The following is a 12,639-nucleotide window of genomic DNA, read 5'->3' on the forward strand; positions in this document are numbered from 1 at the left end:
GCCAAGTCCCGCGCACGCTCGATTTCACCGCGAAACTACCCGCACATACCCCCAAAAAACCACCACCTTCCCCCCATGCGGTTGCAGTACCGCACGCAGGGCCGCGTCGGGCTGCTCCAGGTCATAAAGCCCGGTCACCCGCAAGTCCGCCAAGGCGTCGTCACGCAGCACCACCTTGCCCGGCAGGTAGCGCTCCAGTTGTCGCCACCACATCACCCACCCGGGCGTTGTTGGCGATCAATTGGTGTTGGCGCCAGGGCGCTATCTGGCTGACCGGCAACTGCCCCAGCACGACGTTGCGATCGGCCGGGTCATAGTTAAGTTGCTGGCCTGCAATCAGGCCCGGGCTTAGGACCTTGCCGTCGGCGCGTTGCTGCACGCGCACCGAGCCGTGGTCCACGGCCACGCTTTCGTTGCCTGGGCCCAGGTCCACGTTGAACGCAGTGCCGGTGACGGTCACGTCCAGGTCGGCGGCCAATACGTGGAAAGGCTTGCTGGCATCCGGTGCAACCCGGAAGAAGGCCTGGCCCTTGAGCAGCTCAACGTTGCGGCGGTTGCCGCTGAACGTCACGACGATGGCGCTGTTGGCATCCAGGTGCACGCGGCTGCCGTCGGGCAGGTCGACGCTGCGTCGCTCGCTCAGGGTGGTTTGGTAATCGGCCTGGGCTTGCAACCACAGGTGCGGCGCCAAGGCCAACAGCAGGCAGGCCGCCAGCCCCGCAGCCCAGGCCGGCCAGCGGCGTTCGCGCCGCGCAGCCACTGGCAGTGCGGGGGGCAGGGGCCATTGTTCGGTGGTGCTGGCCGGCAATTGCCCGGTCAAGTGCCAGATACGCTCGGCCTTGCGATAGGCCGCCTGGTGTTCGGGGGCCGTTTGCAGCCAGTGCGCCAACGCGGCCTGCAACGTCGGGTCCGCAGGCGCTTGCTGCGCGCGCAGCAGCCAGTCCAGGGCGATGTCGTGCAGCGCTGTCGCAGGTTCGGCATCGGGCATGGCCACGCCGTCTCCAGTCGAGAAAGAGGGGCGCAAGGGTCGCACATTCGAGGGGGGCGGGCTATTGGCGTGTGGGTTCATCGGTTCACTCCAGCCGGGCCAGGCAATGGCTCAACGCGTCATGCACCAATAGGTGCGCCAGCCCCACGGACACGCCCAGTGTATTGGCAACCTGTTGCAACGTGTAGCCGCCCAGGCGGTGCATCTCAAAGGCAAGGCGCGTGCGCTGCGGCAGTTCGGCCAGGGCCTCGCTCAGGGCCAGCAACTCATCCTGGCCCGCCGCTTCGCGCTCAGGCGAGGCGGTGGCGGCGGGCAGTTGCGCCAACACCTCGTGGCTGTCGGGCTGGCGCCGCTCGGTGGCCAGGCGCCGGGTCAGGTCATAAGCCAGGTTGCGCACGATGCGGTACAGGTAGCCAACCGGGTTGCTGATAAACAGCGATTCCTCGATGCGCCCGCCAAAACGCAGCCAGGCCTCTTGTACCACGTCTTCGGCCCTGGCCCTGCAACCGAGGATATTGGCGGCATAGTCGACCAGCGCGGTGCGATGGGCCAGGTACAGGGTCAGCTTGTCAGCACACGCATCCACAGATTGATTGACCACATGAAAGAGGGCGATAGCGCGGGGTGGCAATCCTATAGTGAGTGATAAGCATTATCAATAGAGGCGGGGTGGTAAAAAACCCGGCCATGGGGCCGGGCTCGGGTGTCAGGGGCGCGGGCCACCTTCGCCTTCAGGGCCGTGCATGGGCCGTCCTTGGTCTGGCCCGTGCGGGCCGCCGCCTTCGTGGCCACCGCCCTGGTACGCCTGGCCGCCTCGGTCGTGATGGTGGCCGCCACCGTCGTGCTCCAACAGGTTGGACACCGCGATACCCAGCACGCCGCCTGCCACGCCACCGATCACCGCGCCCTGGGTACCGCCTACCTGGTTGCCGACGACAGCGCCAGTGGCGCCGCCGACTAGGGCACCCACCACATCATTGGCCATGGCCGAGGTGCTTGCCAAGGTCAGGGCCAAGGCCAGGCCGGTAAAGACTTTCATGGGGGCGACTCATCGAAAAAGAGGGGCGCAAATCCTCGAGTCTTCCGGGGCGCAAGGCAAGCGATTCCGGGTATCCACCTTGTGTGTTTGTGGATACATCGGCGCGGGTCACGCGGCCGAAGTTTTCACGTCCCTGAGCAGGCGTTTGATCGATTTGTTCACGTTGCGCCGGTTTACCTGTTCCAGGGTGAACCAGCGGCAATCGGCGATCTCGTTGAGCGGGCGCGCGGTTTGTTCGGGTGAAATAGGCGTTTCGAATACGTAATGCAGCGTTTCGTAGGCTTCAAGCGCGGCCAAGTAGTTGAGCCCGTCGACCTGCAGCCCGGTTTCTTCGATCAATTCACGCACGGCGGCCTGGGCCGGCCACTCGTTACCTTCGATTTTGCCGCCGGGCAGCGACCATCGGGATTTTGATTTGCGCACGAACAGTACCTTGTCGTCCATGCGGCAGATGACGGTGGCGCGTTCCTTGATGGCTTTTCCCATGGGTGTACCTGCTGCGTTTTACGCTTTGTCACAAAAGTGTAATAATTTAGAAGCAATAAAAAGGCCAAGCGTCACGGATAGCGCTGGTTTTTCATCGGATTCAACCGATTATGAAATATGGCAATTGGCCATAAAGGAATCCGAGGCGCGTCCGATAACCCCAATCGACTACTTCAATCAAAGGGACTTGCCCCATGCTGTTTCGTTCACTGCGAGGCGTTGCTGCCTTGGCCGGCCTGTGCGCCGTTTTGACCGGTTGCGCCAATACCACGCAAAAACCGATCGACCTCGACGCGCAATTCTGGAGCGACAAAAGCCAGAGCATCGGCGTGGCCATGACCAACCTGCCAGAATCGCAACTGGCACTGGTGGGTAACCAGGGCCTGCTGGATTTGGCCATCAACAAAGGCATCAACAGCAAGCTCAGCACCCAGGTCAGCACCTGGAAACTCAAGGACACCGCCACCATCCCCGACGAGATCGTCGCCAAGCTCAAGGCCAAGGGTTACACGGCCAAGCGTATTGACGAGATCATCGACGTGACCCAGTACAAGGAAATCAAGTTTCGCGAAGGCTTCTATCGCCGCGACCTGACGCCCTTGCAGGCGAAATACGGGGTCGATCGCCTGCTGCTTATTTCCTACACCGCCAGTGGCGCGTTCCGTAGTTATTACAGTGTAGTCCCCACCAGCGTGCCTACTCCGCAAGTGGGCGGTGTGGGCGCCGTGGTCGACCTGCACGACAACCACCTGCTGTGGTGGAAACCGTTCGTCGTGGTGCAGCCAGCCCAGGGTGAGTGGGACCAACCCAACTACAGCAACCTTGCCAACGCCTACTACCAGGCCGTGGACAGCAGTCGCCAAATGGTGATCACGCCGTTCGCGCAATGAAACGTGCCGGCCTGCTGCTGGCCATTGCACTGCTCGGCGCTTGCGCCGGGCAACCTGCGGTGGAACCGGGTTTCAACGACCCCGCTGCGTTGCCCTACGTCATGGCCCATGGCGTGAGCATCGATGTCCAGGTGCCACGCGAAGGCTTCGTGGGCGCTGCCATGGTGATTGATGCCAAGACCGCCGCTGCCGCCAGCCAGACCAGCGACTCGGTTGCCCGGGGTGGCGCCGGTGCCGGCCTGATCGGTTTGCTGGTGGTCAGCGCCATCAACAGCCGTATCGGGGCCGGTGCGCTGGAGCGTGATGCCCGGGAAAATGCCCAGAAAGATGCCCGGCCCATGGCCGACCTGCTCGCTAATGAAGCACTGGGCGAGCGCTTGCGTGCGCGTTACCGGCTGGCCAGCCAGACGGCCGGCCTGGCCCAGGCGCAGGGCTCGGTCAGCGCGCGGTTGTTGATCGAGCCCCACCTGGTGCTCAGCGCCGACCGTGACAGCTTCGTGCTGATCAGTCGCGTGCAGGTGCAGGATATCGCCGGCTCCACCCTTTATCGGCGTCGCATCGCCGTGGTCGGCCAAACCTTGCGCAGTTGCGGCGCGCAATGCATCGACGACGGGCGCCTGGAGCTGAACAAGGTCAATGACCAGTTGCAGCAGTGCATCGACGAAACCCTGCGCACCTTGCTGGCAGACCTGCAGGCCGGTGAAGGCGTGGTGGGCGAGGAGCAGACGGTGCGCTACGTGCTGGACGGCCACCGGGTGGTGGAGCGGGGCAGGCTGCTGCCCGGCACCGGGTTGTACCATCGTTACCGGGACCTGGACGGCGCGCTGAAGTCGGTGCCGGCGCCATTCGAGGGCATCGCAGCGGGCGGGCAGTAGGCGTGGATTTATCCGCGAAACAGACGCCGGGGTGAAACAGGCAAACCCAGGTGTCATTTTCGCGGATAAAACCGCAGGTCGTACCGCTGCTTCTCCAGTTGCCTAACGGTTACTGGTATCGGACTCAAACAACGTCGCCAGCTCTGCCCGCGCTTCCTGGGCCGTCTGCATCACCTTGGCGGCGTCATCGCGTACCAGGTATTGCGCCGCCAGCACCTGTTCGTCGTGCTGCTTGAAACGCTTGATGCGCCAGTTGGCCTGTTCTTCGCTCAAGCCCAGGCCCATCAACGTACGCCGGCTCATCTCCAGGCTTGAATAGTACGTCTCGCGAATCGCCTCGGCCCCCACCTCGACCAGGCGGTGCACGTGTTGGCGGTTGCGGGCGCGGGCGATGATCTTCAGGTGCGGGTACAAGCGGTGCACCAGCTCGGCGGTTTTGATGTTGGTCTCGGGGTCATCGGTGGCGATGATGAAATACTCGGCCTCGCCGACCTTGGCCGCGCTGAGGATTTCGGCCCGCAGCGGGTCGCCATAGAACACCGGCATGTTGCCGAAGCTGCGGGTCAACTCGATGGTGTCGACCGAGGTGTCCAGGGCCACGAAGGGGATGTTTTGCGCGCGCAAGATCCGCGAGACGATCTGGCCCATGCGGCCCATCCCGGCAATCACTACCCGCGGTGCGTCGGTGTCGATGGCCTTGAGGTGCTCCGGCACTGGCACCGGCGGTTTTGGCCGCGATTTGAGCCAGCGCGCGCAGGCCAACAGAAGCAGCGGGGTGACGGCCATGGACAAGGTGATGGTCAGCAGCAGCGTGTCGTACAGGTGCTGGTCGAACAACCCCTGGTCGCGGCCGATCTTGAACACCACGAAGGCAAATTCGCCGCCGGCGGCCAGCACCACGCCCAGGCGCAAGGCACTGATTTTACCGAGCCCCCCGGCCAGGCGCCCGATCAGCCACAGCAGCGGCAGCTTGATGGCAATCAACAGCAGCATCAGGCCGATCACCGTGGCCGGGGCTTCGTGCAGCAGGCTGAGGTTGGCGCCCATGCCCACGCTGATGAAAAACAGGCCCAGCAGCAGCCCCTTGAACGGTTCGATCTGCGATTCCAGTTCGTGGCGGTACTCCGAATCTGCCAGCAGCAGGCCGGCCAGGAATGCCCCCAGCGCCATGGACACGCCGGCCAGGTCCATCAGCCAGGCCGTGCCGATTACCACCAGCAGGGCCGTGGCCGTGGACACTTCCGGCAGGCCGGTGCGGGCCACGGTGCGGAACACCGGGCGCAACAGGTAACGCCCGCCCACCACCACCACGGCGATGCTGCCTAGCACCCGCAGGCCATGGTTGAGGCTGTCACCTGGGGCCACGTCGACATTGCCGGCGGCCAGCAGCGGCACCAGCGCGATCAGCGGAATGGCGGCGATGTCCTGGAACAACAAGATGGCAAACGCCAACCGCCCATGGGGGCTGTTCAGCTGCTTGCTTTCGGCCAGGCTTTGCAGGCCGAAGGCGGTGGATGACAGGGCGAACCCCAAGCCCAGTACCACGGCGGTGGGCAACGGTTGGCCGAACGCCAGGATTGCCACCGTACCGATCACCACCCCCGTCAACAGCACCTGGGCCAGGCCCACGCCGAACACGGCCTTGCGCATCACCCACAGCCGGCGGGGCGACAGTTCCAGGCCAATGATGAACAGCAGTAGCACCACGCCCAGTTCGGAGATGTGCGACACACTCTGCGGGTTGCCGATCAGCCCCAGTACTTGCGGGCCGATGATGACACCGGCGAACAGATAGCCGAGCACCGCGCCCAATTGCAGGCGCTTGGCCAATGGCACGGTAATGACTGCGGCCAGTAGAAACACGACGGCGGCTTGTAGCAGGCTCCCTTCATGGGGCATGGGGTTTTCCTTGACGGTAAGGCGGATACCCCCATTCTACAAGCTGTGCGGGGGTATACGTCTGCTTCTCAAGGCTTAAGCGTTCTGAAAGGGGGCAAGGGCTAGGACTCGGCGGGCTCGGGTACCTGCACCCGGTCTGCCTTGGACGGTGGTGCAACGGCCAATGGCGCGAAGCTGCGGGCTTGGGCGGTGCGCCACATGCGTGCGTAGAACTCGGCGGATATCGGCCCTTGCAGCAACTCCAAAGGCTCCAGGAATACGTGGATCTGGGAAAACAGCCGCACCTCGGTGCTGCTCATGCGCCGCACCAGGTGCTTGGGTTGAAGTTGCCCGGGGTGGCTCAGGCCGGCCGCACTGAGCATCTCGCCCAGCGCCACCAGGGTGTTGCGGTGAAAGTTGTGTACCCGCTGCGCTTTGTCCGGTACCACCAGGGCGCGTTGGCGCAGTGGGTCTTGGGTAGCCACGCCCGTGGGGCATTTGTTGGTGTGGCAGCTTTGCGACTGAATACAGCCGACGGCGAACATAAAGCCGCGTGCCGAGTTGACCCAGTCGGCACCGATGGCCAGCACGCTGGCGATATCGAAGGCACTGACAATCTTGCCGCTGGCACCTAGCTTGATCTGCTCGCGCAGGCCGGCGCCCACTAGGGTGTTGTGCACGAACAACAGCCCTTCGCGCATCGGCATGCCCATGTTGTCGGTGAACTCGCGGGGCGCCGCACCGGTGCCGCCTTCCTTGCCGTCGACCACGATAAAGTCCGGCAGGGTGCCGGTTTCCAGCATCGCCTTGACGATGGCCATGAACTCCCAGGGGTGGCCCAGGCACAGCTTGAACCCCACCGGCTTGCCGCCAGAGAGCTTGCGCAGGCGAGCGATGAAGTCCAACAGTTGAAGGGGCGTGTTGAACTCCGAGTGTCGCGCAGGCGAGATGCAATCGCTGCCCATGTTCACCCCGCGGGTGCTGGCGATTTCCTCGGTCACCTTGTGCCGGGGCAAAATGCCGCCGTGGCCCGGCTTGGCCCCTTGGCTCAGTTTGATCTCGATCATTTTTACTTGTGGCTGGCGCGCCTGCTCGGCAAAGCGGGCGGGGTCGAAATGCCCGTCCAGGGTTCGGCAGCCAAAATAACCGCTGCCGATCTCCCAGATCAGGTCGCCATCGAACTCGCGGTGGTAGGCGCTGATGCTGCCTTCACCGGTGTCGTGGGCAAAGCCGCCCAGGCGCGCGCCCTTGTTCAATGCCCGGATGGCGTTGGCGCTGAGGGCGCCAAAACTCATCGCTGAAATATTCAACACCGAGGCACTGTAGGGTTGCAGGCAGGCTGGGCCGCCGATCACCACGCGAAACTGCGCAGGGTCGCAGGCATCGCTGGGTAACATGGAGTGGCTGATGAATTCGAAACCGGGTTTATACACGTCGCTCAGGGTGCCAAAAGCCTTTTCCGCCGGTTGGTTTTTGGCGCGCTGGTAAACGATCGAACGCTGGGCGCGGGAGAAGGGCAGTTGTTCGTCATCGCCTTCGAGCAGGTATTGGCGGATTTCCGGGCGGATGGTTTCCATCAAATAGCGAATGTTGCCCAGGATAGGGTAGTTGCGGCGTACCGAGTGGTGGGTTTGCAGCAGGTCGTTAAGGCCGATCAGGCTGAGCAGGCCAGTCAGGCTGGTCAGCACCGCAAGCCAGGGCGTCATCGTCAGGCAGGCCAGGCTTGCCACCGTGAACAGCACGCAGGCGACCAATAGGGCGTAGCGACTCAAGAGCGATATTTTCATTATTGTTCCTTGCAGCAGGCATGGGGTTCAGCGTGGCACGCCACCGTCACGAATCTGGTCATAGCGCGCTTGCAGTTCCTGGCGCTGTTGCTTGCGCAATTGGCCCTGGGCGTAGCGCCGCAGTTCGGTCGGGGTATCGGGCAGCAGGGCGCGGACGGGGCAGGGGCGCCCGTCGGTGTCGATGGCCACCATGGTGAAATAGCAACTGTTGGTATGGCGCACGGTGCGCTCGTGGATGTTCTCGGTCATGACCTTCACGCCGACTTCCAGTGACGTGCGCCCGGTGTAGTTGACCGAAGCAAGAAAGGTCACCAGTTCGCCAACGTGGATCGGCTCCTTGAAGATCACCTGGTCGACCGACAAGGTCACCACGTAGCGGCCGGCATAACGTTTGGCACAGGCGAATGCCACTTCATCGAGCATCTTGAGCAGCGCGCCACCATGCACGTTGCCGGAGAAATTGGCTTTGTCGGGGGTCATGAGCACGCTCATGCTCAACTGATAACTGCCGGGTTCCATAAAAACCTCATCACGGTAGGCTTATCGACCTTGCGCCATGTTGGCCTGGCGCTCCAGGCCTTGGGTGTGCAGTGCTGGAGGGTTTGGAAGGTAGCAGCTGGGCAAGTTAGTTAGCTAGCTATCAAAATGTAAGGGAGCATTGCCCACCCCGTAACAATGCAAAGGGCTGAGGTTGGCGTGGTGTTTGCTTTCATTCGGGCAGACCTCTTTCGAATCGCTCCCGGAGATGCCCGCATGTACAGTGCCAATATGTGCCGTAACCACTTCAACCAAGCCTCTGCCCCAGCCCCTGCGGCGCCAGACCTGGATGGCGTGTGGTGGTTCACCCTGTGCGCGAGCGTGGCGGTGGTGCTCGGTATCGGTGCGTTCGTGGCGATGACTTGAGGGCAGATTGGGCAATTTTGTAACCCGCGCCGTGCCTTGAGCCATTGGTTTGAACTGCAACTGCGGCCCGAGGGTCTAGTAGTAACGACTACTACCCACCCGGAGCGCCGCCCCATGAATATTTTCGAAGCCCTGCGAGAAAGCCATGACCGCCAGCGCACCTACGCGGTGGCCTTGATCCAGACCCACGGCGAAAGCGAGCAGCGTGCCGAGGCTTACCAGCAACTCAAAGATGAACTCCACGCCCATGAGACGGCCGAGGAGCGGTTCTTCTACGTTCCGCTGATGAAGCTCGATGGCGGCGTGGATCTCAGCCGGCATGCCATTTCCGAGCACCACGAGATGGATGAGTTGATGGAGCAGCTGGACGAGACCGAGATGAGCAGCCCCGCGTGGCTGGCCACCGCCAAGAAGCTGGCCGACAAAGTGCATCACCACTTGAAGGAAGAGGAGCAGAAGTTCTTCCAGGTGGCGGGCAAGTTGCTCGAAGACCAGCAGAAAGAAACCTTGGCCGGGAAATACATCAAGGAATTCAACGAGCAGTTGGGCGAGGCATAAGTCACGCAACTCCAACAGGCCATGGCGCGTTGCAACCGATATGGGAGCAGGCTTGCCTGCGATGCGCCGCGCAGGCGGCGCTCGATCTAAAGAGCGCTAAAGCTCTATGGCCTGGCGCGGGGTGGCTTGATGTCATCCCAAGCCGCAATCCTCTACATCGCGAGCCCGTAACCTGAACCTCAGGTGAACAATCTCGATTTTGCCCCCTGCTTCATCACTTTTTTACGCCTTTTTCACCGCTTCCCAGCCAAACTTGCACGGGTCAATCATTACAAAGACGATCCCCGTGAGGCCCGCCCCTTGGAAGCGTTGAACCGCTCGCTGTTTCTACTGATCAATGCCGGTGCCGACCCCGCGCCCTGGAGCCTGTGGCTGGCGACGGTGTTGGCTCAATGGCTGATTTACCTGATCCTGCCGCTGCTGGCCGTGCTCTGGCTGTGGGGCCGCCGTTCGACCCGCGAAGCGGTGTTGCTGGCGGCGCTCAGCCTGTTGCTGGCGCTGGGCTGCAACCTGCTGATTTTCGCGGTCAGCTTCCACCCGCGTCCGTTCATGATACCGCTGGGCCACAACTTCCTGCCGCACAAGGCCGAAACCTCGTTCCCCAGCGACCACGCCGTGGTGTTTTTCTCGGTGGGCCTGGGGCTGGTCTGGGGCCAGATGCGTCGACTCGGTGCTTGGCTAGTGGCCTTGGGTGTTGCCGTGGGAGCGTCGCGGGTTTACTTGGGCGTGCACTTTCCGTTCGACATCATCGGTGCCTTGCTGGTGGCCACGGCCAGCAGTTGGGCAGTGCTTGCGCTGTTGAACACACACCAGCTCAAGGCGCGCCTGCTTGATGGTGCACAAGGCCTGTACCGGCGCGTTTTCGCCCTACCTATTACTAAAGGCTGGGTGCAGGATTGACCGCCTGCAGCGCCTTTTCTATCCCCCTCTCAAGGAAGACCTGAATGTCATCCAGCCTGAGCGCACGGCCGACGCCGGCGCAGCTTCGCCAGTCCCTGTTACTGGGGGCGCTTGCCCTGGTGCTGTTCGTTATTGGTAATTATCAGCAGTCGGTGATCGGTTTCGATTCGCGCTTCGTCATGTTTGCCCAGGAAATGCTGCGCCACGGCCCCAGCTTTTTCCCTACCACTTATGGTGAACCGTATGCCGATTATTCGGCCACCTCGACCCTGTTCAGCTACTTGCTGTCGCTGCCTTTTGGCCAGGTAACCAGCCTGACGGCCTGGCTGCCGACCTCGATCGCCAGTGCCGTGATCGTGACCTTGATGTACCGACTGCTGGCCCCGTTTTCCACGCGGTGGGCACTGGCCAGCGTGGCGCTGTTGCTGCTCAGCGTGACGTTCATCAGCGAGACCCGTGCCGTGTCGCTGGACCAGATGCTGGCGGCGGTGGCCTTCGCGGTGTTCTACCTGGGCTATGCCCATGATCACTTCGGCGCGCCGCGACGCTTGGCCGGGCTGTTTGCGTTGTTGCTACTGGGCTTTGCCATCCGCGGGCCGATCGGCCTGGTGGTGCCCACTGGCATGCTGTGCAGCTACTACCTGTTGAGCGGCCAGTACCGGCGTCTGTTCGCGTTTGGCTTTGCCGCGTTGGCGCTGCTGGGCATCTGCATCGGCTTGTTGCTGTGGCTGGCGCAGTTGAGCGGCGGGGCGGCGTTCGTGCAGGACGTGATCCGCATGCAAGTCACCGGGCGCATCGATGGCAGCGAAGGCTCGAGCAGCGTGGTGTATTACTTCACCAGTTCCCTGGGCAATTACGCGATGGCCTACCCGTTGGCGATCCTGGCGGGGTTGGCGGTAGTGTTGAACCGCGCCCAGCCGCGGGGGCCGGCGCTGCGCCTGTTGGGTTTTTGCGCCGCGGCGGGGTTGATCGTGATGGTCGGCCTGTCCATCCCCATGGCCAAAAAGGCCCGCTACATGCTGCCCATGTTGCCCATGGCAGCGATCATCGCCGCTTACCCGTTCCAGGGTGCGCAGGGGCGGGTGTTCGCCGGGCTGCGTGCATTGATCCACCTTATCTGGCTGCTGTTGCCGGCCTTGTCGATCGGCGGTGTGCTGTACGCCCACAAGCGTTTCCCAGAGCTTGTGCCGCCTCCCGCTGGGCTGCTGGGCCTGCTGGCCGCCTTGCAGTTGATTGCCGTGGCGGCCCTGGTCAAGCCGGGCATGCGCGTGGTGGGGCCGGCCGCGTGCGCCGTGTTGGCTACCTGGGCCAGCTACATAATGGTGCTGGAACCGGCCGAGCGGGGCATGTACGACACGCGCCAGTTCAGCCAGGCGGTGTACCGGCAGGTGCGGCAAGCGCCGGCACCGCTGGTGCTGTATGGCATGGGCAAGGATGCCAAGGCGATCAAGTTCATGGTCAATATCGACGCCGACCTGCGGCCAGTGTTCAGCGATGCGCCGGATCAATTGGCGGCGCAAGCGGGCCCGGCCTACGTGATGATGAGCGACAGTGACCTGCGCAAATTGCCCCCTGCGACCGCCGCCTTGCTGGCGCCGGTGTTGAGCGGGATGTTCGACAAGGATGGCTACCAACTGCTGCGCCTGGCCCCCTGATCACTGGCCCTTGAGCTGGGCCGCCTGCCAGTCCTGGGCCTGCATCACGCCCAGCACCCGGGGTTTGCCGGCGTGGGCCAGGGAGATGAACAGCGCGCTGCCATAATCGCTGGCATCGGCATGGGCGTAACCCAGCGTGCTTTCGATCTTGCTCATGCAAGCACTGTGGGTGACCAGCATCAGGTTGCGCTGCGGGCCCTTGTAGCGTGCGATTTGCGCGAGCATCGTCTTGTCGCAGGTATACAGCCAGGCCAGTTGCGGGCTGGGCACGCCAAACATCGAGTGGGCGGTCTGCTGGGTGCGGATCAAAGGGCTGGTGACCACGTCGGTGTGGGCCATGCCCAGTCGGTTGAACGCTTGGCCCATTTGCGCGGCTGCCGCGTCACCCTGCAGGCTGATGCCGTCCTCCGGGCCCAGGCACGGGTGGCCGGAACGGTCGCAACGTTCGACGTGGCGCACGATCACCACCACGTTGCCCCGTTGCCATTGCCGGTACAGGCCACTGGCGTCCAGCGCACCGCGATGGCCCAGGTCGGTGGGTGATTTCTGCCACGCGGCAAAGCCTGCCACCAGCAGCGGTACGGTAAGGGCGCCAACCCCCAGTGCCCATCGATTGAACCGCGATTTAGTGAACGAAACGGCCATCACCACCACGCTCCGGGCGCACAAGGGTAGTGGCC

Annotated in this window: 15 protein-coding genes; 6 read left to right on the forward strand and 9 right to left on the reverse strand. The window is 63.1% G+C overall.

All coding sequences use genetic code 11. The features are described 5' to 3' along the window. Nucleotides 1-24 precede the first annotated feature (24 nt). From L9B60_RS24830 to L9B60_RS24850, 5 genes are all read right to left on the reverse strand, one after another. On the reverse strand, nucleotides 25-213 hold the full coding sequence (locus tag L9B60_RS24830; RefSeq protein WP_249673615.1) for a FecR family protein: 189 nt from the start codon (nucleotides 211-213) through the stop codon (nucleotides 25-27). Then, a complete protein-coding gene (locus L9B60_RS24835) occupies nucleotides 161-1,024 on the reverse strand; it encodes a FecR family protein (RefSeq protein ID WP_249673616.1) in 864 nt (287 codons plus the stop codon). The genes L9B60_RS24830 and L9B60_RS24835 overlap by 53 nt, the downstream gene beginning before the upstream one ends. 49 nt (nucleotides 1,025-1,073) lie before the next feature. Continuing rightward, the gene (locus L9B60_RS24840; RefSeq protein WP_249673617.1) at nucleotides 1,074-1,574 is read right to left on the reverse strand and encodes a sigma-70 family RNA polymerase sigma factor; all 501 of its coding nucleotides are present in this window, start codon (nucleotides 1,572-1,574) and stop codon (nucleotides 1,074-1,076) included. Nucleotides 1,575-1,694: 120 nt separating this feature from the next. After that, on the reverse strand, nucleotides 1,695-2,027 hold the full coding sequence (locus tag L9B60_RS24845) for a YMGG-like glycine zipper-containing protein (protein ID WP_249673618.1): 333 nt from the start codon (nucleotides 2,025-2,027) through the stop codon (nucleotides 1,695-1,697). Nucleotides 2,028-2,135: 108 nt separating this feature from the next. Then, a complete protein-coding gene (locus L9B60_RS24850) occupies nucleotides 2,136-2,513 on the reverse strand; it encodes an NUDIX hydrolase (RefSeq protein ID WP_438866010.1) in 378 nt (125 codons plus the stop codon). A 194-nt stretch (nucleotides 2,514-2,707) separates the two neighbouring features. On the opposite strand from L9B60_RS24850, the gene L9B60_RS24855 reads away from it, so the two are divergent. Both L9B60_RS24855 and L9B60_RS24860 read left to right on the forward strand, forming a co-directional pair. Continuing rightward, complete coding sequence (locus L9B60_RS24855; protein ID WP_249673619.1) at nucleotides 2,708-3,403, forward strand: hypothetical protein; 696 nt, start codon at nucleotides 2,708-2,710, stop codon at nucleotides 3,401-3,403. Further along, on the forward strand, nucleotides 3,400-4,278 hold the full coding sequence (locus L9B60_RS24860; RefSeq protein ID WP_249673620.1) for a hypothetical protein: 879 nt from the start codon (nucleotides 3,400-3,402) through the stop codon (nucleotides 4,276-4,278). Before L9B60_RS24855 ends, L9B60_RS24860 begins: the two co-directional genes overlap by 4 nt. A gap of 102 nt (nucleotides 4,279-4,380) precedes the next feature. Here the strand turns inward: L9B60_RS24860 and L9B60_RS24865 are convergent, their stop codons facing one another. From L9B60_RS24865 to L9B60_RS24875, 3 genes are all read right to left on the reverse strand, one after another. After that, a complete protein-coding gene (locus tag L9B60_RS24865; RefSeq protein WP_249673621.1) occupies nucleotides 4,381-6,177 on the reverse strand; it encodes a monovalent cation:proton antiporter-2 (CPA2) family protein in 1,797 nt (598 codons plus the stop codon). 101 nt (nucleotides 6,178-6,278) lie between these two features. Next, the gene (locus L9B60_RS24870; RefSeq protein ID WP_249673622.1) at nucleotides 6,279-7,943 is read right to left on the reverse strand and encodes an FMN-binding glutamate synthase family protein; all 1,665 of its coding nucleotides are present in this window, start codon (nucleotides 7,941-7,943) and stop codon (nucleotides 6,279-6,281) included. 27 nt (nucleotides 7,944-7,970) lie between these two features. Next, a complete protein-coding gene (locus tag L9B60_RS24875; protein ID WP_249673623.1) occupies nucleotides 7,971-8,462 on the reverse strand; it encodes an acyl-CoA thioesterase in 492 nt (163 codons plus the stop codon). 234 nt (nucleotides 8,463-8,696) lie between these two features. Between L9B60_RS24875 and L9B60_RS24880 the strand changes: the two genes are divergently transcribed. The 4 genes from L9B60_RS24880 to L9B60_RS24895 all read left to right on the forward strand — a co-directional run bounded on the left by L9B60_RS24880 (nucleotide 8,697) and on the right by L9B60_RS24895 (nucleotide 11,959). After that, complete coding sequence (locus L9B60_RS24880; protein WP_249673624.1) at nucleotides 8,697-8,846, forward strand: hypothetical protein; 150 nt, start codon at nucleotides 8,697-8,699, stop codon at nucleotides 8,844-8,846. Nucleotides 8,847-8,960: 114 nt separating this feature from the next. After that, nucleotides 8,961-9,404, forward strand: coding sequence for a hemerythrin domain-containing protein (locus tag L9B60_RS24885; RefSeq protein WP_249673625.1), 444 nt, complete (start codon nucleotides 8,961-8,963; stop codon nucleotides 9,402-9,404). Between the two features lie 300 nt (nucleotides 9,405-9,704). Continuing rightward, a complete protein-coding gene (locus L9B60_RS24890; RefSeq protein ID WP_249673626.1) occupies nucleotides 9,705-10,304 on the forward strand; it encodes a phosphatase PAP2 family protein in 600 nt (199 codons plus the stop codon). Between the two features lie 44 nt (nucleotides 10,305-10,348). Next, nucleotides 10,349-11,959 carry a glycosyltransferase family 39 protein gene (locus tag L9B60_RS24895; protein WP_249673627.1) on the forward strand — a complete coding sequence of 537 codons (1,611 nt, stop codon included), beginning with the start codon at nucleotides 10,349-10,351 and terminating at the stop codon, nucleotides 11,957-11,959. On the opposite strand, the gene pmrG is transcribed toward L9B60_RS24895, so the two are convergent. Further along, nucleotides 11,960-12,604, reverse strand: coding sequence for a lipopolysaccharide core heptose(II)-phosphate phosphatase PmrG (pmrG, locus tag L9B60_RS24900; protein WP_249673628.1), 645 nt, complete (start codon nucleotides 12,602-12,604; stop codon nucleotides 11,960-11,962). Nucleotides 12,605-12,639: the final 35 nt, after the last annotated feature.

Origin of the sequence: Pseudomonas abieticivorans (assembly GCF_023509015.1) — a bacterium.
GTDB classification, from domain to species: Bacteria; Pseudomonadota; Gammaproteobacteria; order Pseudomonadales; family Pseudomonadaceae; genus Aquipseudomonas; species Aquipseudomonas abieticivorans.

Bases quoted from the DNA above. Each gene is read 5' to 3' on its own strand.
- L9B60_RS24830 (WP_249673615.1), bottom strand. From the start codon at position 213: ATGTGGTGGCGACAACTGGAGCGCTACCTGCCGGGCAAGGTGGTGCTG.
- L9B60_RS24845 (WP_249673618.1), bottom strand. From the start codon at position 2,027: ATGAAAGTCTTTACCGGCCTGGCCTTGGCCCTGACCTTGGCAAGCACC.
- L9B60_RS24850 (WP_438866010.1), bottom strand. From the start codon at position 2,513: ATGGGAAAAGCCATCAAGGAACGCGCCACCGTCATCTGCCGCATGGAC.
- L9B60_RS24855 (WP_249673619.1), top strand. From the start codon at position 2,708: ATGCTGTTTCGTTCACTGCGAGGCGTTGCTGCCTTGGCCGGCCTGTGC.
- L9B60_RS24860 (WP_249673620.1), top strand. From the start codon at position 3,400: ATGAAACGTGCCGGCCTGCTGCTGGCCATTGCACTGCTCGGCGCTTGC.
- L9B60_RS24865 (WP_249673621.1), bottom strand. From the start codon at position 6,177: ATGCCCCATGAAGGGAGCCTGCTACAAGCCGCCGTCGTGTTTCTACTG.
- L9B60_RS24870 (WP_249673622.1), bottom strand. From the start codon at position 7,943: ATGAAAATATCGCTCTTGAGTCGCTACGCCCTATTGGTCGCCTGCGTG.
- L9B60_RS24875 (WP_249673623.1), bottom strand. From the start codon at position 8,462: ATGGAACCCGGCAGTTATCAGTTGAGCATGAGCGTGCTCATGACCCCC.
- L9B60_RS24880 (WP_249673624.1), top strand. From the start codon at position 8,697: ATGTACAGTGCCAATATGTGCCGTAACCACTTCAACCAAGCCTCTGCC.
- L9B60_RS24885 (WP_249673625.1), top strand. From the start codon at position 8,961: ATGAATATTTTCGAAGCCCTGCGAGAAAGCCATGACCGCCAGCGCACC.
- L9B60_RS24895 (WP_249673627.1), top strand. From the start codon at position 10,349: ATGTCATCCAGCCTGAGCGCACGGCCGACGCCGGCGCAGCTTCGCCAG.
- pmrG (WP_249673628.1), bottom strand. From the start codon at position 12,604: ATGGCCGTTTCGTTCACTAAATCGCGGTTCAATCGATGGGCACTGGGG.